This window comes from Pseudomonas sp. R28(2017) (assembly GCF_002112505.1).
In the GTDB taxonomy this organism is placed as follows: Bacteria; Pseudomonadota; Gammaproteobacteria; order Pseudomonadales; family Pseudomonadaceae; genus Aquipseudomonas.
Map to the genome: position 1 here is coordinate 241,130 of NZ_NEHW01000006.1, position 24,015 is coordinate 265,144.

Here is a 24,015-nt window from a genome sequence, read left to right on the forward strand (position 1 = left end):
CGAGAACGTTCTTTGGATAACTCCCAGCCGAACCAATCGAATCACCGTGCACTCGATTGGCTGAACTTCTTTCTCGCGGACGTGCGCGATGGTCTTGGGCCTTACCTGGCGATCTACCTGCTGGCCGTGCACCACTGGCAACCGGCAAGCATCGGCCTGGTGATGACACTGGCCGGGGTCACTGCGCTGCTTGCGCAGACCCTGGTCGGCGCCCTGATCGACACGACACCGGCCAAGCGAGCGGTCGTGGTCATCGCCGCATTGCTGGTTACCGGGAGCTGCCTGTTGCTACCGCTGATCTCGACATTCGGGCTGGTGGCCACGACCCAGAGCATCAGTGCACTTGCAGGCTCAGTGTTTGCCCCGGCGATTGCCGCGATCTCCCTGGGCATCACCGGCCCCAAGGCCTTCACGCAGCGTGTGGGGCGCAACGAGACCTTCAATCACGCCGGCAACGCCTGCTCAGCGCTGCTGGCCGGTGGCCTGGCGTACCTGTATGGCCCGGTCGTGGTGTTCTACCTGATGGCCTTCATGACCGTGGCCAGCATCATCGCGGTCAGTCGCATTCCTGCGGCGGCCATCGATCATGAAGTCGCACGCGGCCTGGCCCATACGCGATCGGGCGAGGTCCACCCGGCTGATCTACGCCTGCTGCTGCACAATCGCACGCTACTGCTGTTCGCGGTTTGCTGCGCCCTCTTTCACCTGGCCAATGCGGCAATGCTACCGCTGGTGAGCCAGAAGCTGTCGCAAGTCAACCTCAGCCTGGCGACGCCGCTGACCTCCGCCTGTATCATCGCGGCGCAACTGGTCATGGTGCCCATGGCGTTATTGACCGGCGCCAAGGCCGAGCAATGGGGGCGCAAGCCGTTTCTGCTGGCAGGCTTTCTGATCCTGCCTCTACGCGGCGTGCTCTACGTGGTATCCGACAATCCATTCTGGCTGGTCAGCGTGCAACTGCTCGACGGCGTCGGTGCGGGGATCTTCGGTGCGCTGTTCCCCATCGTGGTCAAGGACCTGACCGAGGGCACCGGGCGATTCAACGTCAGCCTGGGGGCGCTGACGGCAGTTTTCGGGCTGGGCGCCGCATTGAGCCCAGGCATTGCCGGCCTGGTGGTACAGGAGGCCGGCTACGATGCGGCGTTCCTGACCCTGGCCGCCATCGCTGCAGCAGCGTTCCTTCTGGTACTGATCAGCCTCCCGGAAACCCAACCCCGCTTGAACGACACGCCGACTGGCTTACCCACATCCGCTGGACACTGAACGTACAATGCTTATCTCCAACACCGCACTTACCATCTGGGCCGTGGCCGCCCTGGCCACCTGTGGCGTCATCCTGCGCCCCTGGCGCATCCCTGAATACGTCTGGGCCACGGGCGGTGCCCTGCTGCTGACCGGGCTGGGGCTGATTCCGCTGCGCTCCGCCCTGGCGGCCATTGCCGAAGGCGGCGATGTGTACCTGTTCCTGATCGGCATGATGGTGCTGGCCGAGCTGGCCCGCCAGGAAGGGCTGTTCGACTGGCTGGCGAGGTACGCGGTACGCCATGCCCGGGGCTCCGGGCAACGGCTGTTCGACCTGGTGTTCGCGGTGGGCACGCTGGTCACCGTGTTCTTGTCCAACGACGCGACCGCCGTGGTGCTGACACCTGCGGTATACGCAGCCTGCCGGGCGGCCAAGGCCGAACCCCTGCCCTATCTGTTCATTTGCGCCTTTATCGCCAATGCCGCCAGCTTCGTGCTGCCGATCTCCAACCCCGCCAACCTGGTGGTGTTCGGCAGCCAGATGCCGCCGCTGCTGGATTGGCTCAGGCAGTTCAGCTTGCCATCGCTGGCCGCCATCGGCCTGACCTATGCGGTACTGCGCATCACCCAGCGCCGGCAAATTCGCCACCCCCTGGCCCTGGACATCGATCCGCAACCATTGCCCCATGGTGCCCGCCTGTGCGCGGTGGGGCTGGTGCTGACCGGCGCACTGCTGCTGACGGCTTCGGCGCTGGACACGCCATTGGGCCTGCCTACGTTCTGTGCTGGCGTCGCCACCACCGGGCTGATCCACCTGCGCCAGCGACGCAGCCCGATGGCGGTGCTGCGGCATGTGGCCTGGGGCGTCTTGCCACTGGTGGCGGGATTGTTCGTGCTGGTCGAAGCCGTGGCACAGACCGGGGTCATCGAACAACTGGCCCAAGCCCTGGCCGCACTGGCCCACAACTCGCCCACCCAGGCCAGCTGGGTAGCGGGCACGGGCGTCGCCATCGCCAGCAACCTGATGAACAATTTGCCAACCGGGCTGATCGCCGGGGCCATGGGGCACCTTGTCGAACTGCCCGGCCAGACCACGGCGGCGCTGCTGATTGGCGTAGACCTGGGCCCAAACCTGTCGATCACCGGCTCCCTGGCGACACTGTTGTGGTTGGTGGCCATCCGCCGGGAGGGCGAGCATGTCAGTGCATGGCGCTTCCTGAGCCTTGGCTTGCTGGTGATGCCGCCCGCGCTGGTGGCGGCGCTGTGGGTGCTGGCACTGCAGGCGTGATTAGGCCGGTTGTTCGGGCCAGGAAGCGCCTGCATGCTTCTCGTGCGCGATCCTGCTGCACTAAAAAACGAATGAGGGACTGCCGCAGCCTGGCCTTGAATCGGGCCTGGGAAAGCCCGGCCACTACCATTTCTCGGTAGTTTCCGCGGAAACGAAAAAAGGCCCCGAAGGGCCTTGTTTCTTGCCTTACCGAAAGACTTCGATAAGGCCAATTTGGAGCGGGAAACGAGACTCGAACTCGCGACCCCGACCTTGGCAAGGTCGTGCTCTACCAACTGAGCTATTCCCGCGTCGTGATGGGTGCCATTCTAGCGATATCTGAAACGGCGTCAACCCCTTGATTCAAAAAAAGTTTTATTTTTGCTCGGAGCCTTCGCGCAGGTGCGGCCAGGCGGCCAGCAGGTAGTGCACCATCGACCACAGGGTCAGGGCCGCCGCCACCAGCAACAGGCCGTAGCCCAGCACCACCCAGAAGCTCACCACCGGCGGGTTGGCCAGCAGGATCACCAGCGCCAGCATCTGCGCCGCAGTCTTCCACTTGCCCAGGCTGGACACCGCCACGTGCGCCCGTGCGCCCAGTTCAGCCATCCACTCGCGCAACGCCGACACGACGATTTCACGGCCGATGATCACCGCCGCCGGCAGGGTCAGCCAGAAGTTGGCGTGCACCTGTACCAGCAGCACCAGGGCCACGGCCACCATCAGCTTGTCGGCCACCGGGTCGAGGAAGGCGCCGAACGGAGTGCTCTGCTGCAGGCGACGCGCCAGGTAGCCGTCCAGCCAGTCGGTGGCGGCGGCGATGGCGAACACCGTGCTGGCGGCCATGTAGCTCCAGTGATAGGGCACATAGAACAGCAGGATGAAGATCGGGATGAGCAGGACGCGTAGAACGGTGAGCAGGTTTGGAATATTCATCGGTACGACTGGCTGCGGGTTGAGCCCGGCATTCTACTCGCTATGCAGGCTGGCATAAATCGACTCGGCAAGCTTTTTACTGATGCCGGGGGCTTTGGCGATCTCATCGACGCTGGCGCGGTTGAGCTCCTGCAGGCCGCCGAAGTGCTTGAGCAGGTCGCGGCGGCGCTTGGGCCCTACCCCGGCGACGTCTTCCAGGCTCGAGGTACGGCGGGCCTTGCCGCGCCGGGCACGGTGGCCGGTGATGGCAAACCGGTGGGCTTCGTCGCGGATCTGCTGGATCAGGTGCAGCGCCGGATTGTCGCCCTTGAGGGTGAACTCGTGGGCCACGTCGTTGAGGTACAAGGTCTCGAAGCCGGCCTTGCGGGTCACGCCCTTGGCCACGCCGAGCAGGGTCAGGTCGGTGAAGGCCAGCTCCTGCATCACTTCGCGGGCCATGTTCAGCTGGCCCTTGCCGCCGTCGACCAGCAGCACGTCGGGCAGCTTGCCCTCGCCGTCCTTGATCCGCCCATAACGGCGGGTCAGGGCCTGGTGCATGGCGGCGTAGTCGTCGCCGGCGGTGACCCCTTCGATGTTGAAGCGCCGGTAATCCGACTTGATCGGCCCTTCCGGGCCGAACACCACGCAGCTGGCGACCGTGGCTTCGCCGCTGGAGTGGCTGATGTCATAGCATTCCAGGCGCTGCGGCACTTCATCCAGGCCAAGCACTTCGGCCAGGGCCTCGAAGCGCGCGGCCATGTGCTGGCGGTTGGCCAGGCGGGCATTGAGGGCCTGCTCGGCATTGGTCACCGCCAGTTGTTGCCAGCGCGCGCGGGTGCCGCGTACGCGGTGGCTGATGGTCAGCTCGCGACCGCGCAGGCTCTGCACCGCTTCGGTGATGGCCTCGAAGTCCTCGTGCACCACGTTGACGATCAGCTCGCCGGGCAGTTCACGCTCGGCGTTGCCCAGGTAGTACTGCGACAGGAATGCGGCCATGACTTCGGCCACCTCCTCCTCGATGCCCACCTGCGGGAAGAAGTTCTTGCTGCCCAGCACCCGGCCGCCGCGCACGCTGATCAGGTGCACGCAGGCACCGCCCGGGTTGACGAAGGCCGCCACCACATCGACGTCGCCAGAACCGCCTTCGATGTACTGCTGGTCCTGGACACGGCGCAACAGGGCAATCTGGTCGCGCAGCTCGGCGGCCTTCTCAAAATTGAGGGCCATGGCGGCTTTTTCCATGGCTTCGTTGAGCTCGTTGCCCAACTGCTGGCTGCGCCCTTCGAGGAACATCACCGAATGGCGCACGTCCTCGGCGTATTCCTCGGCCGTGACCAGCCGGGTGCACGGGCCTTTGCAGCGCTTGATCTGGTACTGCAGGCACGGGCGGGTGCGGTTGGCGAAGTAGCTGTCTTCGCACTGGCGCACGGAAAACGCCTTCTGCAGCAGGCTGAGGCTCTCGCGAATGGCGCCCGCACTGGGGTATGGCCCGAAATAACGCCCCTTGGCTTTCTTCGCCCCGCGGTGAATCCCCAGGCGAGGGAATTCGCCATCCGACAGGAATACGTATGGGTAGGATTTATCGTCGCGCAACAGAATGTTGTACGGCGGGCGCCACTGCTTGATCAGGTTCTGCTCGAGCAGCAGCGCCTCGGTCTCGTTGGCGGTGATGGTGGTTTCGACCTGGGCGATGCGATCCACCAGCGCGGCGGTTTTCGGCGCCAGGCCGGTCTTGCGGAAATAGCTGGCCAGGCGCTTCTTGAGGTTCTTGGCCTTGCCCACATAGAGCAGCCGCGCCTCGGCGTCGAACATACGGTAAACGCCCGGGCGACCGCTGCAGGTCGCCAGGAACGCGCTGGCATCAAAGGCTTCTGACATGAGGATTTACAAGCTTGCGTCAACCATACCGTGGCGAACGGCCAGCAAGGTCAGTTCGACGTCGCTGGTGACCGAGAGTTTTTCAAAGATCCGATAACGGTAAGTATTGACGGTCTTGGGCGACAGGCACAACTTGTCGGAGATGATCTGCACTTTCTGGCAGCCGACGATCATCAGGGCGATCTGGATTTCCCGCTCCGACAGCGCATCGAATGGCGATGCTTGCGGCTGGAACGACTTCAGCGCCAGTTGCTGGGCGATCTGCGGGCTGATATAGCGTTGGCCGGCAAAGGCCAGGCGAATGGCCTGGACCATTTCGTCCAGCCCTGCGCCCTTGGTCAGGTAACCGGCGGCGCCAGCCTGCATCAGGCGGGTGGGGAACGGGTCTTCTTCACATACCGTAACAGCCACCACCTTGATGTCGGGGTGGCTGCGCAGCAGCTTGCGGGTGGCTTCCAGGCCGCCGATCCCGGGCATCTTCACGTCCATCAGCACGACGTCAGGCTTCAGTTCCCGGGCGAGCTTCAGCGCCGATTCGCCCGAGTCCGCCTCACCCACTACCTGCAGGCCGTCGATATCGGCCAACATGCGAGTAATACCGGTTCGAACCAGATCGTGATCGTCGACCACTAGGACCCTAATCAAGCAGACACCTCGTCAACAGGGCGATTGGATCCCGCCACCTTAACAAAATTTTTCATGGCGGACCTAGCGTAAAACTTCCTTCAGAAACGCCTGACGCTCAGGACGCGGCTGCCGTGCCAACTCACCTGCGCTGCCCTCACCCACCAGGCGCCCCAGCAAATGCCACAACGCCGCCTTGTCGGCTGCCGGCAAACGCCGAAACGCGCCCAGCAGACCGGTTTCATCCGCCGTCAGGCTTTCCAGCGGTGCGGGCGTGCGCTCGCCACTGAGCACATACAGGGCATCCACGCCCCGGGTCGCCAGCGCCGCCAGGTAATCGGCCCGCGGCGTGCGCTCGCCACTTTCGTACTTGCCCTGGGCATTGGGCTCGACGCCGCCGATGTCACCAAATACCCGCTGGGTCATGCCCAGCCGTTCACGCTCTTCCCGCAGACGTGGACCGAGTCCTTTCATATGACGTTTCTCCTTGTTCCTTTGCCGTCATGGGTGCTGCTCACAATCCTGTAAGCAGTTGAAGACTGTGTGGTCACTATGCCCATCACCGGCCAGCGTCGCAAGCCAGTATTGCGCCACTACCCGCCCCTGCGGGGCCTTGATTTATAGGGGTTTTATACATTCCAGCGCTGCAATCCAGGGCGCAAAACGTGTGCTCAAAGCGGCAGAACGCCAGCCCATTGGCGTCACTTTACTGCCATATGCAGGCCTACCGTTTTTTTGACGCCTAACTAACAACAACTTTAACTTATTGATTTATAACGGTTTTTAAACTTTCACGGAAAAAATGTAAGTTATTTTCAAATAAGCGAATATCAGCACTTGCAATAAAAATAAAAACAACCTTAGGCTGTAATAAGACCACTAAGAAACAGCCTGCAACGCCACTTCCGAGCGCGGCTTAATTCTGCGCGTCTGCCATTTCGACAACTTCATGAACGATGTATCTCGGCCGGCTTTGCCGTGCCCCAGGGAGAGGGACGTATGAACATCAGTATCTTTGGACTTGGCTATGTTGGCGCGGTCTGCGCGGGCTGCCTGTCGGCCCGCGGCCATCACGTGCTGGGGGTGGACATCTCCCCGGCGAAAATCGAACTGATCAACCAGGGCAAGTCGCCGATTGTCGAGCCGGGCCTGGAACCGCTGCTGCAGGATGGCGTCAGCAAGGGCCGGCTGCGCGGCACCACCGACGTGCAAGCGGCGATCCTCGCCACCGACCTGTCACTGCTGTGCGTCGGCACCCCCAGCAAGAAGAACGGCGACCTCGACCTGGTGTACATGGAAGCGGTCTGCCGGGAAATCGGCACCGCCCTGCGCGACAAGGCCAGCCGCCACACCGTGGTGGTGCGCAGCACCGTGCTGCCAGGCACGGTGAAGCACGTGGTGGTGCCGATCCTCGAGCAGTACTCGGGCAAACGCGCCGGCGTCGACTTCGGCGTCGCGGTCAACCCGGAGTTCCTGCGCGAGAGCACGGCGATCCAGGACTATGACTTCCCGGCCATGACCGTGATCGGCGAACTGGACAGCCAGTCGGGCGACTTGCTCGAATCGCTGTACAGCGAACTCGACGCACCGGTGATCCGCAAGACCATCGAAGTCGCCGAGATGATCAAGTACACCTGCAACGTCTGGCACGCGACCAAGGTCACGTTCGCCAACGAGATCGGCAACATCGCCAAGGCTGCCGGCGTCGATGGCCGCGAAGTGATGGATGTGGTCTGCCAGGACCACAAGCTCAACCTGTCGCGCTACTACCTGCGCCCGGGCTTCGCCTTCGGCGGCTCCTGCCTGCCCAAGGACGTGCGCGCCCTGACCTACCGCGCCGCCAGCCTGGATGTGAAGGCGCCGCTGCTCGACTCGCTGATGGCCAGCAACGCCTCCCAGGTGCAGAACGCCTTCGACCTCATCGAGCGCCAGGGCAAACGCAAGATCGCCCTGCTCGGCCTGGCCTTCAAGGCCGGCACCGACGACCTGCGGGAAAGCCCGCTGGTGGAACTGGCCGAACGTCTGATCGGCAAGGGCTACCAGCTGAGCATCTTCGACGAGAACGTCGAATACGCCCGCGTGCACGGGGCCAACAAGGACTACATCGAAGCCAGGATCCCGCACGTTTCGTCGCTGCTGCGCAGCGACCTGCAGCAGGTGATCGATGACGCCGAGGTGATCGTCCTGGGCAACAACGACCCGCGCTTCGCCAGCGCCCTGCAAGCCGGCCACGGCAAACAGGTGATCGACCTGGTCGGCTTCATGCCCGGCCTGAGCGACAGCCGCACCCAAGGCATCTGCTGGTAACCGACCCGGCACCCACCGCGCTCCACCCACCACAGGCTCGCGCCTGGGCGGGGTGGCGCGCGGGCACCGCAAAAACAGGAGTCAAGGCGACATGGATCGACAGCAACCGCCCTTCGTGGCACCCGGCTACCTGCGCGCAGGCGCCAGCTTCTTCGGCTGGGCGTGCCTCGCCGGGCTGATCGCGCTGGCGTCGGAGATGGTCGCACCGCAGTACCTGGACCCGAACCACCACCTGTTCATCTTCATCATCGGCACGCTGGGCATGTGGCGCTATGGCAACGCCATCGTCCACTACCTGCGCGGCATGTACTTCCTGCACTGGAAGTTCCCGCGCCTGCGCCGGCAGGTCGAGCGCCTGGGCGATGCCGCACTGCCCTCGCACATGTTCATGGTGGTGACCAGCTTCCGCATCCCCACCATGACCACCTTCAAGGTCTACCAGTCGGTGTTCCAGGAAGTGCAGCGGCTGAAGGTGCCGTGCACGGTGATCGCCTCGATCGTCGAGAAGGGCGACGAGACCTTCATCAAGGACATCATGCGCAACGAGGTCAAGGACCGCGACGACATCAAGCTGGTGATCGTCCGCGCCCGTGGCACCGGCAAGCGTGACGGCCTGGCCCATGCCTTCCGTGCGCTGTCGCGGCAGATGCCGCTGAGTGACGCGGTGGTCGGCGTGGTCGACGGCGACACCATGATGCTGCCCGGCTGCGTCGAGCGTGCGGTCAAGCTGTTTGCCGTGCTGCCGGACGTGGGCGGCCTGACCACCAACGAATTCTGCGAAGTCGAAGGCAGCCGCTGGATGCGCCAGTGGCACTCGATGCGCTTCGTCCAGCGCCACATCAACATGTGCTCGATGGCCCTGTCGCACCGGGTACTGACCCTGACCGGGCGGCTGTCGTTCTTCCGCGCCGAAGTGATGACCGACCCCGAGTTCATCCGCGACGTCGAAGCCGACTTCCTCGAACACTGGCGCCTGGGCCGCTTCCAGTTCCTCACCGGTGACGACAAGTCGAGCTGGCTGAGCCTGATGCGCGCCGGCTGGAACACCTTCTACGTGCCCGACAGCCACACCCTGACCGTGGAGCACCCGCCCAGCGACAGTTTCTGGATCGCCACCCGCCAGCTGATGTTCCGTTGGTACGGCAACTCGCTGCGGCAGAACTTCCGCGCCACCGCCCTGCTCGGCCGCGCCCGGCTGGGGCTGTTCACCCTGTACGTGCTGCTCGACCAGCGCGTGTCGATGTGGACCTGCCTGATGGGCCTGACCGCCTCGGTGGTGGCCGGCCTGGTGTTCGGCATCCAGTACCTGCTGGTGTACCTGTTCTGGGTGCTGATCTCGCGCAGCCTGGTGACCGTGCTGTTCGTGTTCGCCGGCCACCCGGTCAGCCCGATGTACCCCTTCGTTCTTTATTACAACCAGATCGTCGGTTCGCTGATGAAGGTCTACGCGATGTTCCACATGGACCAGCAAAGCTGGACGCGGCAGAAGACCACCCTGGCCACTGGCAGCGTCGACTTCGACGCCAGCCTCAACCGCTGGTCCTCGAAGGCGATGCTGTGCTCGTCGATCGCGATCTTCTTCGGGGTCATCACCGTTCTTTTAGAACTCTCGCAACGTTAAGGAAAGGCGCCTGCACATGAGTACCACGAACATTCCCGCGGCCCCGGGCAAGACAGCGGCCAACATCGTCCACGAGGCGGTCGACGAGCGCCAGTACGTGCGCACCCGGATGAACGCGCGGGTGCGCCTGGCCAGTGCCGGCCAGGCGCCGTTCGACGTCGCCCTGCAGGACATTTCCCTGGGTGGCCTGGGCCTGATCCATGACGCGCCGCTGAACGTCGGCACGCTGTACGACGCCTCGATCCGCCTGCGCCTGAACCAGGTCGACCTGAACATCGACAGCAAGATCCGCATCGTCTCCCAGCGCGGCAGCGAAGTGGGCGCGCAGTTCGTCGAGCTCGATGCGCAGAAGCGCGACATCCTGCGCTACCTGATCAGCGCCTACATGTCGGGCGAGATCGCCGACATCAACGGCCTGTTCAATGTCATGCAGCGCGAGAACTACATCAAGGAGCGCAAGCACAAGTACGCCAGCGCACGCACCCCGGGCGCCCGCCTCAAGGCCTTGACCGGCACCTTGCTGTACACCGCCGCCGGCATCGCCGCGCTGGCCTTCGTCGGCTACAAGGGCTACCTGCTGTTCTTCCGCATCCCGGCGCTGCAGGCCCAGGTGGCGACCAACGCCCAGGTCATCAGCATGCCCGACAACGGCTATGTGAAGTACCTGCTGCCCGCCGGCGCCACCGAAGTGCAGGCCGGGCAGCCGCTGGCCAGCATCTCCACGCAGCTGGCCACCAGCTTCACCAGCCCGGCCGACATGAAGGCGGTCGCCGACCTGTCGCCGGGCGACCTGCAGACTTTGCTCGGCCGCGCCACCATCGAGACGGTGATCAACAGCCCGTGCGACTGCCAGGTCTACTACCCGAGCCAGCGCCTGGATGGCTACGGCTACAAGGAAGCCCCGCTGATGCACCTGCTGCCCAAGGACCAGGGCCTGTTCGTGCGCGCCAACGTGCCGTTCGACAAGCTCGCCGATGTCGACCGGGTGAAGTCGGTGGACATGCAGGTGTTCGGCCTCGACCAGCACTACAGCGGCAAGGTGGTCGATGCGCGCGTGGATGAGCTCAATCGCAACCTGGCACTGACCATCCAGCCCGACAGCCCGCTGCCGGCCGCTGCCTACCAGAAAGCGGTGGCGGTCGACCTGTTCCTGGGCCTGCCATTCGGCGCAGCGCGCTAAGCGGCCGAGGACGATGACGCCATGACCGCCAATATGCCTCCCCGTCTGCTGCTGGCTGGCCTGGTGCTGGCCTGTGCCAGCACGGCCAGTGCCGGGCAGAGCCTGGAACAGATCCGCTACGCGCTGTACAAGGACCCGTCGGCCGAAGTCACCTCCGACCTGCGCGAGCTGGCCGCCCGTGGCGACCTGGCCAGCACCCTGCTGCTTGGGGATGTGCTGGCCGGGCGCGAGGGCGCCAGCCGCGCCGAAGTGGTGGCGCTGTACCAGAAGGCCTTTGCCGACGGCCATGGCATGGTCCCGGCACTGGCTTCGCTGGCCCGCCTGATCGACCGCACGCCGAGCCTGCGCGAAGCGCAACGGCCGTGGATGGCGCAGGCATTGACGCGCTACCCGGCCAACCTCGACCCGCGCAACACCAGCACCACGCTGGAAGTGTTCCTGACCTACCCGGAGCTGGTCGACACCGCCCAGGCCGCCCAACTGCTGGCCCTGTACGAGCAGGCCTGCCTGCTCAACTGCCGGCCCGAGCTGTACCACGCCGTACTCGCCGAGCGCCAGGGCGACCGCGCCGGCGCCGAGCGCTGGTATCGCCAGGCGGTGCGTGTGGACGTGCGCGCCCTCGACCGCTACTACGCGTTCCTCGGCGAGCAGCAGGACCGCCTGTTCCCGGCCTTCGCCGACCAGCTCGAGCCTGAGCGCGAGCAGTTGCCGGTGGAAATCATCCACCGCATCGCCGCGCTGCTCGACAGCATCACCAGCGTGCAGCGCGCCGAACAGGAAGCCGACCGCTACGAGCAGCAGGCCAGCGTACCCGGTGCCGAAAAGCTGCCGCCAACGCCCGAGCAACTGGCCCGCGAGAAAGCCCAGGGCGATGCGCTGAACCTGGCCAGCGCCCGCGTCCAGCGCTGGCGCGATGTGGCCGTGGCCCGTGGCTTCGTGCCGGCCATGGTGTCCAAGGCCAACTACATGATCTCCAACCCGACCGAGCACAACGCCGAGGAAACCCAGGCGCTGATCGACCAGGTTCGCCAGCGCGAGCCGACCCGGGCCAAGGCCTTGCAGGCGCAGTTCTACATGGTCAACAACTGGCTGACCCTCGACCCCGACAAGGCCCGCGCACTGATCGAGGAACTGCGCACCAGCGGTTACCCCGGTGCCGGCCTGCTGCTGGCCGAGTACTACAGCAAGGGCGTCGAGGACCAGCCCGACCAGGAAAAGGCCCTGGCGCTGTTCCAGGCCGAGGCCGACCAGGGCAACACCGCCGCCTGGTACCGCATGGCCACCCTGCACGCCTACGGCCGTGCCCTGTGCCACGACCCGGTCAAGGCCTACACCTACGCCCGCGTCGCCCTCGACCTGGGTGAACGCAGTGCGCGCAGCCTGATCAAGCGCCTGGAAAAGACCCTGCCAAAGGATGACATCGAGCGCGCCCTGGCCGCTCGCAACGGGCTGTTCAAGGAGGCCACCCTGTGAAAGCGCATCACCCCCTGTTCGGCGCCCTGCTGGCCCTGGCGCCGTTGCCGGCGGCCTTCGCCGCGGAAGAAATCACCGGCCCCGAAGCCGACAGCAACGAACCGGTACGCGTCGCCACCGTGGATGGCAACGAGCCGGTGATCACCTCGGAAGTGTTCAACAAGCTCACCGTGCAGACCGGCTACGGCCCCGAGGACTCCCAGGTCGGCAGCGACCGCGAGATGTTCTACAGCCTGCGTTACGAGCCGTCGTTCGCCTGGTACTCGCCAGAGAAGCGCTGGGCCAAGTGGATGGTGTACGGCCGCCTGTGGCTGAACTACGACTCCAGCCAGTCGAGCAACCTGACCAACGAAGCCAGCAACAGCAACGAACGCGAGCAGCCCGAAGGCTGGTACGCCGAGCTGCGCGAGCTGTACGTCAAGCGCAACCTGATCGGCGACGACCCGCGCTTCTCCGCCTCGTTCGGCCGCCAGCGCTTCTATGACGACTACGGCATCTGGTGGGACGACAGCCTCGAATCGCTGCGTTTCAACTACCAGGACACCTTCAGCGAGGCGTTCTTCGCCGTCGGCCAGAAGTTCCACAACTACAACACCGACGTCAACCGCCTGGCCGACAGCGAGGAGCGCACCACCTACCTGATGGGCCAGTACGCCTACCGCTGGAGCCAGAACAACCAGGTCGGGGTGCGCCTGATGCACGAGAACGACCACAGCGGCCACGACGCCGACGACCGCTACGACTTCAAGGGCATGCGCTACGGGCTGTTTTTCAAGGGCGACAACCTTGCCTACCCGGCGCTCAGCGACTACCACCTGGAACTGGCGGCGCTGGACGGCAAGATGGACAACACCGACGGCAACGGCGTCACCACCACCGGCCACAGCAGCAAGGGCTGGGCGGTGCTGGGTGAAGTCGGCAAGCGCTTCGACAGCCTGGCGTGGACCCCTCGCGTGGCGCTGCGCGGCGGCCTCACCGACAAGCCCGGCGACGAGAACGATGGCTTTCGCCTGAACGCCATCCAGTCCGACCGCATCACCCGCACCGGCTCCTACAGCACCCGCCTGACCAGTTCGTTCGTCGCCCTCGACCTGCGCAACCTGAGCTACTACGGCTTTGCCGTGGAGACCCGCCCCACCCCGCGCAGTGCACTGGACCTGCGGGTGACCCAGCTGGACCTGCGCGATGCCGACGGCACCCTGCCGATCCGCATGAATGGCGACCAGCGTTCGCAGCGCAACCGTGCCATCAACCAGGGCAGCAACGGCAACGGGCGCAATGTCGGGCAGATGATCGACCTCAACTACTACTGGAAGATGTTTCCGGTGGCTATCGATGGCAAGCACCTGGACGTCAACGCGCTGGTCAGCGCCAGTTACCTCAATGCCGGCAGTGCATTGGCAACCGGCGATGACTACCAGCTGAGCGTCGGCGTGGTGATCAGTTACTAAGGAAGGGCCGTGCCATGATCTTCGCCTCCAATGTGTTCCTGTTCCTTTACCTGCCGCTGTTCCTGGCCGTGTACTTCCTGGCCAGGGCGCAGTGGCGCTCCACGGTGATCGTGGCCGCCAGCTACATCTTCTATGCCTGGTGGCGGCCGGACTTTCTGCTGCTGTTCGTCGGCATCACCTACTGGAACTACTGGTTCGGCCTGCGCATCAAGGCACGCCTGGATGCCGGCGACAAACCCATGGCCCTGCGCCTGCTGTGGATCGGCGTGGCCGGCAACCTGTCGACCCTGGGTTACTTCAAGTACGCCAACTTCGGCGCCGAGGTGCTGGCCATGCTGCTGGCGCCGCTGGGCATCAACACCTGGACACTGGAAAACATCTTCCTGCCGCTGGGCATTTCGTTCTACGTGTTCCATGCCCTGAGCTACATCGTCGACATCTACCGCAAGGACGCCACGCCGACGCGCAACTTCATCGACTTCGCCGCCTTCGTCGCGCTGTTCCCGCACCTGGTGGCCGGGCCGATCCTGCGCTACAGCCAGCTGGCGCCGCAGCTGCGCGAACGCACCCACTCGCTGGAGCTGTTCTCGCTGGGCGTGTGCCGCTTCATGCTCGGCTTCATCATGAAGGTGCTGATCGCCGACCGCCTGGCACCGATCAACCTGCTGTTTGTCAGTGAAGGCACGTTGCAGTTCAGCGACGCCTGGTTCGGCCTGGTGATCTCGACCCTGCAGCTGTACTTCGACTTCGCCGGCTACAGCCACATGGCCCTGGGCCTGGCGCTGATGATGGGCTTCCGCTTCCCGGAGAACTTCAACCAGCCCTACGTGGCGCAGAGCATCACCGAGTTCTGGGCACGCTGGCACATGACCCTGGCGCACTTCCTGCGCGACTACGTGTATATGCCTCTGGTACGCAAGCGCGTGGCCGGTGCCCTGCCGGCGCTGGTCTGGACCATGCTGCTGTCGGGCCTGTGGCACGGCGCAAGCTTCGCCTTTATCTGCTGGGGGCTCTTTTTCGGGGTCGGCATGGTCATCGAACGCAAGTTCAACCTGGCGACCAAGGTGGGTGCGCCCTACCGCCTGAGCCGCAACCTGCGCACAGGCCTGCTGATCGTGCTGAGCATGCCGCTGTTCTTCACCATGGACCTGCGCCACAGCATCGACATCTACCAGGCGCTGTTCGGCTTCAACGGCTTCGGCTCGCTGGAGCTGTACGTGCTCGGCGCCTCGAAGATGGCCATGGCCTTTGCCCTGGTGGCGCTGGCCTGGCTGGTGCTGGCCGGGATCAACAACCTGCGCTTCTACGCCGGCAACAAGGAAGGCTATTTCATGCGCCATGTCGGCGCGCTGCACAGCGTGCTGCTGTGGGGCGGCTTCCTGCTGGCGCTGAGCAGCCTGGCGGCGAACTCGTTTTCGCCCTTCCTGTATTTCCAGTTCTAGGAGACGGCCATGTACCCGGTGATGAATTCGGCCAGCAAGGCCAATGGCATTCTGTTCGTGGTGGTGCTGGCGGCGATGTTCGTCTACTCGCTGCCACCGGTGTTCAGCTTCGCCCGCACCTCGACCGACACCTGGAACCTGTTCGTCGACGGCAAGCTGCTGCGCAAGTTCGAGCAGGCCTACGACAAGCGCTTCTTCCTGCGTGAGCCGTCGGTGGAGCTGTGGGCCGATGCCCAGTTCCACCTGTTCGGCGAAGGTACCAAGGGCGTGGTACTGGGCAAGGATGGCTGGCTGTACACCAACCAGGAATACCGCGTGCCCAACGACCTCGACGCCAACCTGGCGAGCCAGCTGGAGCAGATCGCCAAGGTTCGCACGCAGCTGGCCGAGCATGGCAAGCAGCTGGTGATCCTGCCGCTGCCGATGAAACTCGATGTGTACGCGGCACACGCCGAACACGCCTTCGACCCGCGGGTGACGGGCCTCTATGACCGTTTCGTCGGCGCGCTGCAAGACCGCCAGCTGGATGTGGTGCCGCTGCGCCCGGCGTTCCTGGCCAACCTCAATGGCCCGCAGCTGTTCCTCAAGTCCGACACCCACTGGAGCCCGGAAGGCGCACGGCTGTCGGCCTATGAACTGGCGCGCCAGCGCCCGCAACTGCTGGGTGACCAGGTGTACGTGTCGCACAAGGCCGGCGAGAAGAGCGTCAAGGGCGACTTGATGAACTACATCCAGTTCGACCACGCGCGCCTGGCGCCGCAGTTCGGCCCCAACCCGATCGCCCTGTACGAAACCCTCAAGGCCACCCAAGGCGCCGACGACCTGTTCGCCGAGCAAGACCAGAGCCTGCTGCTGGTCGGTACCAGCTACAGCAAGATCGACGACTGGAACTTCGTCGGCTTCCTCAAGGAGGCGCTCAACCGTGACCTGCTGAGCATCGCCGTGGAAGCCCGCGGCCCGTTCGAGGCGATGAACCAGTTCCTCGCCAGCGACCAGTTGGCCAACACGCAGATCGACACCGTGGTCTGGGAGTTCCCCCTGCGCACCCTGCTCGCCCACCGCCCCGGCTCGCTCAGCCGTAGCGCCACGCCCCAGCATTTCTGACGAATCAAGGAGAGCCTGATGAAACTCACCCCACTGTTCACCGCCATCGCCCTGGCCGCTGCCAGCCATGCGGCCCTGGCCGCCGAAGGCAACGCCGACCTGTACGACGCCGTGGCCCCGGCCGACTCGGCGTTCGTCCGGGTGCTGAACCTGTCCGACAGCAACATCGACGTCAGCCTGAGCGGCAAGGTCAACCCGCAGCGGGTTGCCGCCGGCCAGCTCAGCGGCTACCGCTTCACCCCCGCCGGCCCGCACAAGATCGCCGTCGGCGGCAAGTCGATCGAACCGCAGCTCAAGGCCAATGCCGCCAGCACCGTGATCTACGACGGCAAGCAGCTGAAGCTGATCAGCGACAAGTACGTCAACGAGCCGAAGAAGGCGCAGATCGCCTTCTACAACCTCACCGCCAACCAGGCTGCACTGAAGACTTCCGATGGCAAGCACGAGGTGGTCGAAGCGCTGGGCAATGGCGAGACCGGCACGCGCATGGTCAACGAGATCAAGATCGACTTCGCCGCGTACCAGCAGGACACCAAGGTCGCCAGCTTCGACGAGCAGTTCCTGAAGAAAGGCCGCTCGTACAGCTACGTGCTGCTGCCGGGCAACCGCAGCATGACCCTGGCCAACAGCATCGACCCGACCGAGTGATGATTGCCCTGCAAGGATGACTGGCACATGAAGACCCTTGTACCTTTTGGCCTGAGCGCTGCCCTGGCCTTGCTCAGCCTGCCCGGCCACGCCGCACAGCCGGCCCAGGCTGCCCAAGCGGCCGGGCCTGGCTGCGAGAACCTGCAGTGCATGGTCTGCCCGGCCTTGAGCGACCCGCAACGCTATGCCGAAGGGCGCATGAAACTGATGCGCGAGATCGTGCCTGGCAAGGACCGCTGGCTGTTCCGTTCGGCGGTCGACCTGACCAACGACTTCGGCATCCCCGCACCGATGCGCCCAGAGTTCGCCCGCCTGATGCAGGCGTTCGAGCGCCAGGGCATTCATGTGGCCATGGCGATCCAGCCGACCCGCGGGCTGATGCACCGCGACAAGCTGTTCGCCGACCAGCTGCATGGCTTCGACTATGCCCGCGCCAGCAACAGCCTCGCCGCCTACCTGGGCCAGTTGCGCCAGGGCGGCGCGGTGGTGGCGCCGATGATGCAGCTGGTGCAGCAGCCGCCGAAGGGCGAGTACTTCTTCCGCCGTGACCACCACTGGACGCCCACCGGCGCCGAGGCCACCGCCAGGCTGATGGCCGAGGAAATCCGCCGCCAGCCGTTCTATGCCGGGCTGACCAAGAAGGCGTACCGCACCGAACCGGGCGTGATGGTGCCCAAGGATGGCACCATGAACCTGGCGATGAGCAGCATCTGCGGCAACAACTACGGTTTCCAGTACGTGCGCGGCTACCAGACCATCCCGGAGGCGGCAGGCGCTGACGCACTGTTCGACGAGGCGCCGGACCCGGAGGTGATCCTGGTCGGCGACAGTAACGCCGCGGCCCGTGAAGACGAGAGCAAGCAGTTCAATTTCGACGGCTACCTGAAGCAGTACCTGAACGTCGACATCCTCAACTACGCCTTGCCCGGGGTCGGCGAAGACGGCTCGTTGCTGGAGTACCTGCTGTCCAGCGACTACAAACCCAAGGCACCGCCCAAGCTGATCGTCTGGGAACTGCCGGCCAACTACCGCCTCGACTCGCCGTTGATGTACCGCCAGCTGGTGCCGGCGGTTCAGGGCGGCTGTGCGGCCAACAAGGAAGTGCTTGGCGCGAAGCTGCAACGCCCGGCATTGAAGGTGGGCGAGCGCATCGAGCTGCTGAGCAACGCCGGCAGTGGCCGCCAGGCGCTGTCGAAGGGGTTTCTCGACATCCGCCTGAGCGACAAGAACGTCAAGGACTTCTACATCATCGTCTATTACGACAACGGTGCGCGGGACAAGGTGTGGTTCCGCCGTGAGGCGGCGGTGACGGGTGGGCAGTATTACCTGGAGCTGAGCAAGGCGCCGGAGTTTGCCGGGGCCAACCTGCTGTCGGTGTTCATGGAGCCGACCAAGGCCGGGACCGCGGCAACCGATGTGGAGACGCGGCTATGCCTGTGATACCGCTGATTGGGGCCGCTTTGCGGCCCTTCGCGGGCACGCCCGCTCCCACAATGACCACCTCAGCCTCACAAATCCCTGTGGGAGCGGGCATGCCCGCGAAGGGCTGCAAAGCAGCCCCAGTCCTGCTCATGATGTTTCTGATGAGCCCACTGACACAGGCGGCGCAATCCATCTGGCCCGCCCACAGCACCCCCCAGTCGGCCATGATCGCCGACTACCGCACCCTGGCCTGCACCAAGGAACCACCCGCGCCCTACACCGGCAGCCTGCGCCTGGAAAGCAAGTACGACCAGCGCGACGCCAGCAAGTCGACCCTGCGCAGCAGCCCCGATGCCGACAGCGAACGCATCGGCAAGCAGGTCAAGCAGTTCGTCGGCGGCCTTATCTACGCCAGCAAACGCTTCCAGGGCGCCAAGAAGCCCCAGGACGCCAACATGGCCCTGGCCTGCCAGGACCAGTGGCTGCAACACTGGGCCGAAGCCGGCGCCCTGCTCAACCCGGATGCCAGCGGCACCGGCATGGCCGCACGCAAATGGGCGCTGGCGGCGATGGCCGGTGCCGTGCTGCTGACCCAGTCGGCCAGCGACGGCAAGCTGCAATTGAGCGAGGCACAGCGCAGCTGGTTCACCCGCCTCGGCGAGCAGGTGATCCGCGAGTACGACCCACGCCGCAGCGCCAGCGGGGTGTACTTCAACAACCACGATTACTGGGCGGCCTGGGCCGTGGCCGCCACCGGCATGCTGGTCGGGCGCGACGACTTCATCCAGTGGGCCGACGGCAACCTGCGCCGTGGCCTGGCCCAGGCCGTGCGCGCCAACCATGGCAACTATGCCTACCTGCCGCTGGAAGTGGCACGCAGCAAGCTGGCGGCCAACTACAGCCAGTACGCCCTGGTGCCGCTGGTGCTGCTGGCCGAGTCGGCACGCGCCAATGGCCTGCCGTGGAGCCATGACGACCAGCAGACCCTCGACCTGCTGGCCAACTTCGCCGCCCGCACGGTGCTCGACCCAGGCGACCTGCCCGAACTCAAGGGCCAGGCCCAGGCGGATGTGGCACCGTACAAGATGGCCTGGCTGATCCCGTTCCTGCAGCGCAACCCCGGCCATGCCTTGGCGCGCCAGCTGTACGACAGCGAAGACGGCGAGGTGGACAACTACAGCCAGCTCGGCGGCCCGATCAAAGCCTTCTACCCCCCACTGCCCGGATCAAGGAGCTGACCCATGGCTGCCCTCGCCCGCTTTTCCCTCACCTGCCTGGCCGCCCTGTGCCTGGCAGGCGCCGCCCAGGCCGCCAGCCAGGCGCTGCCAGCCAACCAGACCGTGGACACCCTGCCCCAGGCGCAGCGCCAGCTCAAGGTCGACCAGTTGCGCCAACAGGTGCGCCAGGCCGTGGCGTTCCAGCAGGCCGAGCGGCAACGCCCGGCCGGGCGCGCCAGCGTCAGCCTGCAACCGATGTTCTCGTCCCAGGCCGGCAGCTGGCCGTTCGAGCCGTTCGTCAACAACGGCCTGTTCCGCGCCATCGCCGGTTACCAGGCGCACCACCCGCAGGTGGTGATGCTGCGGGGTGGCAGCATCACCCTGGCGCAACTGCACGACGCACTGAACGACCCACGCGTCCTCAAGCGTTACAAGGATGGCTACCTGCTCAGCTACCCGCTGTTGATCGGCAGCGACGCCGGGCTGGTGCTGGAAGGCACCAGCTTATATCTGTCGAGTTTCTCCGGCACGGCGCTGATCAACCAGGGCTGGCTTGGGCTCAACCAGTCCAGCCTGCAGAGCATGGCCGGCGACAAGCCGGGCAGCACCGACCGCGCCTGGCGGCCGTTCGTGGTGGCCTGGGCCGGCAGCCATACCCAGGTGCTCGGCTCGACGCTCAAGCGCCTGGGCTACAACGCCAACCTCTCGCGTGGCCTGACCACCGCCTTGAGCACCCAGCAGGCAGCCAGCACACGCCCGGCCACGGTAATCATCCGCGACAGCCAGTTCAGCGAGATGTCCAGCGCGGTGGAGCTGCAGCACAGTCAGGCGACCATCACCGGCAGCCAGTTCGAGCAGTCGCAGCAGTACGCCATCGATGTGCAGAACAGCCAGGTCAAGCTGCAGGGCAACCAGCTGCGCGGCATCGACAACAACAGCGGCGTGCGCCTGCGTGGCCAGACCCGCGCCCTGGTCGAAGGCAACCTGATCCTTGGCGCCACCAAGGCCGCCATCGAAGTCAGCGAGCAACAGGGCGCGGTACTGCTGGCCGGCAACCGCATCGGTGACAGCCGCGGCAATGGCATCCAGCTGCGCAGCCTGGCCCCCACCACGGCGGCACCGCTGGTGATCGACGACAACCTGCTGGCCAGCAGCCAGGGTAGCGCGGTGGATGCCAGCGAGGTGGGCGCCGTGGCGTTGCTCGACAACCGCATCGGCAATACGGCGGAGTATGCCATCAGCCTGCGCAATGCCACGCCACTGGCCGGGCCGCTAGTGCTCAGCGGCAACCGCCTGGGGCAGGTCGGCAAGGCACTGGTGCGGGTGGAAGGCATGCGGGACGTGGTGCTGGGGGGCAACAGCTTCGATGGCAAGCCGCTGTTGCAGAATTTGTTGATCGGTGACTTGCTGCCATTGCAAGGGCAGTTGCTCGAGGCCACGGTTCGCCAAGGTGAGACTGTGCGGGTGAGGCAGCAATGATCCAGCATTTGCTGTGACTGTAATGGCCTCTTCGCGGGCACGCCCGCTCCCACAGGTACCCCACAGTTTTCAAAATTGTGGTGACCCTGTGGGAGCGGGCGTGCCCGCGAAGAGGCCGGCACAGGTCAACCAATGACCCGCTGCATCCTCACAAAGCAGTCATCCTCTCCCATCTCGACAAACCCGTGGCGCCGGTACAGCTGCCGCGCCGGGTTGCTCTTGAACACCATCAACCTCAACAACGGCAGACGCCGCTGCGCCGCCCATGTGGCCAGCATCTCCAGCACCTGGCTGCCCACCCCTCGCCCACGCTGCTCCGGCACCAGGTGCAACTCACGAATGAACAACCCCTGCCGGTCCTGGCTGAGGCTGCAGAAGCCCAGCACGGCCTCGCCTTCCATCACCAGCCACTGCTCGCGCCAGCCCCAGGCCTGGTCGAATGCTTCCTCGATCCACAACAGGTCGAACTCGCGGTAATAGGGCAGCATCGCCCGCCGTGTGAGGTCGCGGGCAAAGGTGCACCAGGCATCGCTCGCAGTAACCAGTTCAACGGGCATAGCACACCGGCGAGCTGCCCGGGCCGCGCCGCTCCAGTTCGTCTTCCAGCCAGGCCGCCAGCACCTGGGCATTGTTGTGCTCGGTGTCCTTGCCGGCGTACAGCAGGGTCAGGTTGCCCTTGGCCGCGAGGTCCAGCAGCGGGTACCAGCATTCCGGGTGCGCTGCCAGCTCCTGCTGATAGCGCTGGGTAAACCCGGCGAAATCCACCTCGCCCTGGTGCAACGCCTTGCGCAAATCGGTGGAGGGCGCCACCTCGCGAAGCCACTCGCCCTGCAGCTGATCCTTGCGTTTGTTGCGCGGCCACAGGCGGTCGACCAGCACACGCTGGCCATCTTCCTTGCCTGGTGCGTCGTAGACGCGCTTGCAGCGAATCATGGGGTTCTCCTGCCTTTACCGTCTGTCTTGAGCCTAGGTAATTCATTGACCGAGGTCACGTCCAGCCGAGGAATTGTTTCTATGCTCAGAGCCACCCTCGCCGACGCCGACCGGAGCCCCCATGGCAACCCCGTCCCTGGCCAGCCAGCTGCCACTGGCCCATAGCGATGCCCGCCCGCAGCTTGCGCACAAACCCGGGCGCGCCACCCTCGTGCTGTTCTTTGGCCTGCTGCTGGCCGGTATCGCCTACACCGCCTGGAGCCTCAAGCAGGACGTGACCGCCAGCGGCACGGTGATCACCACCGTCACGCCGTTTCTTCTGCTGGGCTTGGCGCTGCTGATCGCCCTGGGCTTCGAATTCGTCAACGGCTTCCATGACACCGCCAACGCGGTGGCCACGGTGATCTACACCCACTCGCTGCCAGCGCCGGTGGCGGTGGTCTGGTCCGGGTTGTGCAACTTCCTGGGCGTGCTGCTTTCCAGTGGCGCGGTGGCCTTCGGCATCATTGCCCTGCTGCCGGTGGAGCTGATTCTACAGGTCGGCTCCTCGGCTGGCTTCGCCATGGTCTTCGCCTTGCTGCTGGCGGCCATCATCTGGAACCTCGGCACCTGGTGGCTGGGGCTGCCGGCGTCCTCTTCGCACACGCTGATCGGCTCGATCATCGGCGTGGGCGTGGCCAATGCGCTGATGCACGGGCGTGACGGCACCAGCGGGGTCGACTGGGCCCAGGCCAGCAAGGTCGGCTATGCCCTGCTGTTCTCACCGCTGATCGGCTTTGCCTGCGCAGCCTTGTTGCTGCTGGCCCTGCGCGCGCTGGTCAAGCGCAAGGCACTGTACCAGGCGCCACAAGGGCGCACGCCGCCACCGTGGTGGATCCGCGGCATCCTGATCCTGACCTGCACCGGCGTGTCGTTCGCCCACGGTTCCAACGACGGGCAGAAAGGCATGGGCCTGATCATGCTGATCCTGGTCGGCACCCTGCCGATGGCCTACGCCCTGAACAAGACCATGCCCAGCGAGCAGGCGCTGCAGTTCTCCGCCGTCGCCGAAGTGACCCGCCAGGTGCTGGTGCGCAGCGATCCCGGGCCGGCCCCCGCCGACCCGCGCCAGGCGCTGACCGCGTTCATCGCCGAGCCCAAGGCCAGCCCGCAGCTGGTGCCGGCACTCGCCGCGCTCACCGGCATGATCGGTGACCAGGTCAAAGGCTATGGCTCGCTGCAGCGCGTGCCGGCCGAAGCCATGGCCAACGTGCGCAACGACATGTACCTGACCAGCGAAGCCATCCGCCTGATCGAGAAGAAACAACTGGTGGCGTTCGACGCCGATACCCGCAGCCATGTGCAGCTGTTCAAGACCCAGCTGGACGACGCCACCCGCTACATCCCGCTCTGGGTCAAGGTGGCCGTGGCCATCGCATTGGGCCTGGGCACCATGGTTGGCTGGCGGCGTATCGTGGTCACGGTCGGCGAGAAGATCGGCAAGACTCACCTGAGCTATGCCCAGGGTGCTTCGGCGGAAGTAGTTGCCATGTGCACCATTGGTGCGGCGGACATGTTCGGGTTGCCGGTATCGACGACTCACGTGCTGAGTTCGGGGGTGGCCGGGACCATGGTTGCCAACGGCTCGGGCATTCAGAAGCGCACGCTGATCAACCTGCTGATGGCCTGGGTGCTGACCCTGCCGGCGGCGATGCTGCTGGCCGGTAGCTTGTACTGGCTGCTGAGCCAGATCTTCTGAACCAACACCGAACAGCTTCCAGGTGTACGCGGTCACGTGTGGGAGCCCATCGCCGGCAAGCGCGGCTCCCACAG

20 protein-coding genes and 1 tRNA gene are annotated in these 24,015 nt (G+C 65.1%); 14 read left to right on the forward strand and 7 right to left on the reverse strand.

Features of this window, described 5'->3' with window-relative positions; translation table 11 throughout:
• The first annotated feature begins 12 nt into the window (after nucleotides 1–12).
• On the forward strand, nucleotides 13–1,263 hold the full coding sequence (locus CAF78_RS13255) for an MFS transporter (protein WP_371856901.1): 1,251 nt from the start codon (nucleotides 13–15) through the stop codon (nucleotides 1,261–1,263).
• A gap of 7 nt (nucleotides 1,264–1,270) precedes the next feature.
• Nucleotides 1,271–2,530, forward strand: coding sequence for an arsenic transporter (locus CAF78_RS13260; protein ID WP_085676138.1), 1,260 nt, complete (start codon nucleotides 1,271–1,273; stop codon nucleotides 2,528–2,530).
• Between the two features lie 214 nt (nucleotides 2,531–2,744).
• Here CAF78_RS13260 and CAF78_RS13265 read toward each other — a convergent pair.
• The 5 genes from CAF78_RS13265 to CAF78_RS13285 form a co-directional block, all read right to left on the reverse strand.
• Nucleotides 2,745–2,820 (reverse strand) — tRNA-Gly (locus tag CAF78_RS13265).
• Nucleotides 2,821–2,884: 64 nt separating this feature from the next.
• A complete protein-coding gene (gene pgsA, locus CAF78_RS13270) occupies nucleotides 2,885–3,445 on the reverse strand; it encodes a CDP-diacylglycerol--glycerol-3-phosphate 3-phosphatidyltransferase (protein WP_027920568.1) in 561 nt (186 codons plus the stop codon).
• Between the two features lie 33 nt (nucleotides 3,446–3,478).
• Complete coding sequence (gene uvrC, locus CAF78_RS13275; RefSeq protein WP_085676139.1) at nucleotides 3,479–5,302, reverse strand: excinuclease ABC subunit UvrC; 1,824 nt, start codon at nucleotides 5,300–5,302, stop codon at nucleotides 3,479–3,481.
• A 6-nt stretch (nucleotides 5,303–5,308) separates the two neighbouring features.
• Nucleotides 5,309–5,947 (reverse strand): UvrY/SirA/GacA family response regulator transcription factor, encoded by a 639-nt coding sequence (uvrY, locus tag CAF78_RS13280; protein ID WP_054884910.1) that lies wholly within the window; start codon nucleotides 5,945–5,947, stop codon nucleotides 5,309–5,311.
• Between the two features lie 63 nt (nucleotides 5,948–6,010).
• Nucleotides 6,011–6,400: a helix-turn-helix domain-containing protein gene (locus tag CAF78_RS13285; protein ID WP_085676140.1), complete on the reverse strand. Its 390-nt coding sequence runs from the start codon at nucleotides 6,398–6,400 to the stop codon at nucleotides 6,011–6,013.
• A 525-nt stretch (nucleotides 6,401–6,925) separates the two neighbouring features.
• Here CAF78_RS13285 and CAF78_RS13290 point away from each other — a divergent pair.
• The 11 genes from CAF78_RS13290 (at nucleotide 6,926) to CAF78_RS13340 (ending at nucleotide 21,270) form a co-directional block, all read left to right on the forward strand.
• Entirely contained in the window at nucleotides 6,926–8,233 is a 1,308-nt protein-coding gene (locus tag CAF78_RS13290) for a nucleotide sugar dehydrogenase (protein ID WP_085676141.1), read from the forward strand.
• A 91-nt stretch (nucleotides 8,234–8,324) separates the two neighbouring features.
• Nucleotides 8,325–9,854, forward strand: a complete 1,530-nt coding sequence (locus CAF78_RS13295) for a glycosyltransferase (RefSeq protein WP_177408535.1) — start codon at nucleotides 8,325–8,327, stop codon at nucleotides 9,852–9,854.
• A 16-nt stretch (nucleotides 9,855–9,870) separates the two neighbouring features.
• A complete protein-coding gene (locus tag CAF78_RS13300) occupies nucleotides 9,871–11,034 on the forward strand; it encodes a PilZ domain-containing protein (RefSeq protein ID WP_085676142.1) in 1,164 nt (387 codons plus the stop codon).
• Between the two features lie 21 nt (nucleotides 11,035–11,055).
• Nucleotides 11,056–12,507: a tetratricopeptide repeat protein gene (locus CAF78_RS13305; protein ID WP_085676143.1), complete on the forward strand. Its 1,452-nt coding sequence runs from the start codon at nucleotides 11,056–11,058 to the stop codon at nucleotides 12,505–12,507.
• Entirely contained in the window at nucleotides 12,504–13,958 is a 1,455-nt protein-coding gene (locus CAF78_RS13310; protein WP_085676144.1) for an alginate export family protein, read from the forward strand. The genes CAF78_RS13305 and CAF78_RS13310 overlap by 4 nt, the downstream gene beginning before the upstream one ends.
• Before the next feature lie 14 nt (nucleotides 13,959–13,972).
• Nucleotides 13,973–15,400, forward strand: a complete 1,428-nt coding sequence (locus CAF78_RS13315; RefSeq protein ID WP_085676145.1) for an MBOAT family protein — start codon at nucleotides 13,973–13,975, stop codon at nucleotides 15,398–15,400.
• Between the two features lie 9 nt (nucleotides 15,401–15,409).
• A complete protein-coding gene (locus CAF78_RS13320; RefSeq protein ID WP_085676146.1) occupies nucleotides 15,410–16,504 on the forward strand; it encodes an alginate O-acetyltransferase in 1,095 nt (364 codons plus the stop codon).
• A gap of 18 nt (nucleotides 16,505–16,522) precedes the next feature.
• Nucleotides 16,523–17,152 (forward strand): alginate O-acetyltransferase AlgF, encoded by a 630-nt coding sequence (locus tag CAF78_RS13325; protein ID WP_085676147.1) that lies wholly within the window; start codon nucleotides 16,523–16,525, stop codon nucleotides 17,150–17,152.
• A 27-nt stretch (nucleotides 17,153–17,179) separates the two neighbouring features.
• Entirely contained in the window at nucleotides 17,180–18,592 is a 1,413-nt protein-coding gene (locus CAF78_RS13330; protein ID WP_085676148.1) for an alginate biosynthesis protein AlgX, read from the forward strand.
• 131 nt (nucleotides 18,593–18,723) lie between these two features.
• Nucleotides 18,724–19,812: a polysaccharide lyase gene (locus CAF78_RS13335; RefSeq protein WP_256573902.1), complete on the forward strand. Its 1,089-nt coding sequence runs from the start codon at nucleotides 18,724–18,726 to the stop codon at nucleotides 19,810–19,812.
• A 3-nt stretch (nucleotides 19,813–19,815) separates the two neighbouring features.
• A complete protein-coding gene (locus CAF78_RS13340) occupies nucleotides 19,816–21,270 on the forward strand; it encodes a right-handed parallel beta-helix repeat-containing protein (RefSeq protein ID WP_085676150.1) in 1,455 nt (484 codons plus the stop codon).
• A 125-nt stretch (nucleotides 21,271–21,395) separates the two neighbouring features.
• On the opposite strand, the gene CAF78_RS13345 is transcribed toward CAF78_RS13340, so the two are convergent.
• Complete coding sequence (locus CAF78_RS13345) at nucleotides 21,396–21,827, reverse strand: GNAT family N-acetyltransferase (protein ID WP_085676151.1); 432 nt, start codon at nucleotides 21,825–21,827, stop codon at nucleotides 21,396–21,398.
• Nucleotides 21,817–22,203: a DUF488 domain-containing protein gene (locus tag CAF78_RS13350; protein ID WP_085676152.1), complete on the reverse strand. Its 387-nt coding sequence runs from the start codon at nucleotides 22,201–22,203 to the stop codon at nucleotides 21,817–21,819. The genes CAF78_RS13345 and CAF78_RS13350 overlap by 11 nt, the downstream gene beginning before the upstream one ends.
• Before the next feature lie 121 nt (nucleotides 22,204–22,324).
• Here CAF78_RS13350 and CAF78_RS13355 point away from each other — a divergent pair, with 121 nt between their 5' ends.
• Nucleotides 22,325–23,941 carry an inorganic phosphate transporter gene (locus CAF78_RS13355; RefSeq protein ID WP_085676153.1) on the forward strand — a complete coding sequence of 539 codons (1,617 nt, stop codon included), beginning with the start codon at nucleotides 22,325–22,327 and terminating at the stop codon, nucleotides 23,939–23,941.
• Nucleotides 23,942–24,015: the final 74 nt, after the last annotated feature.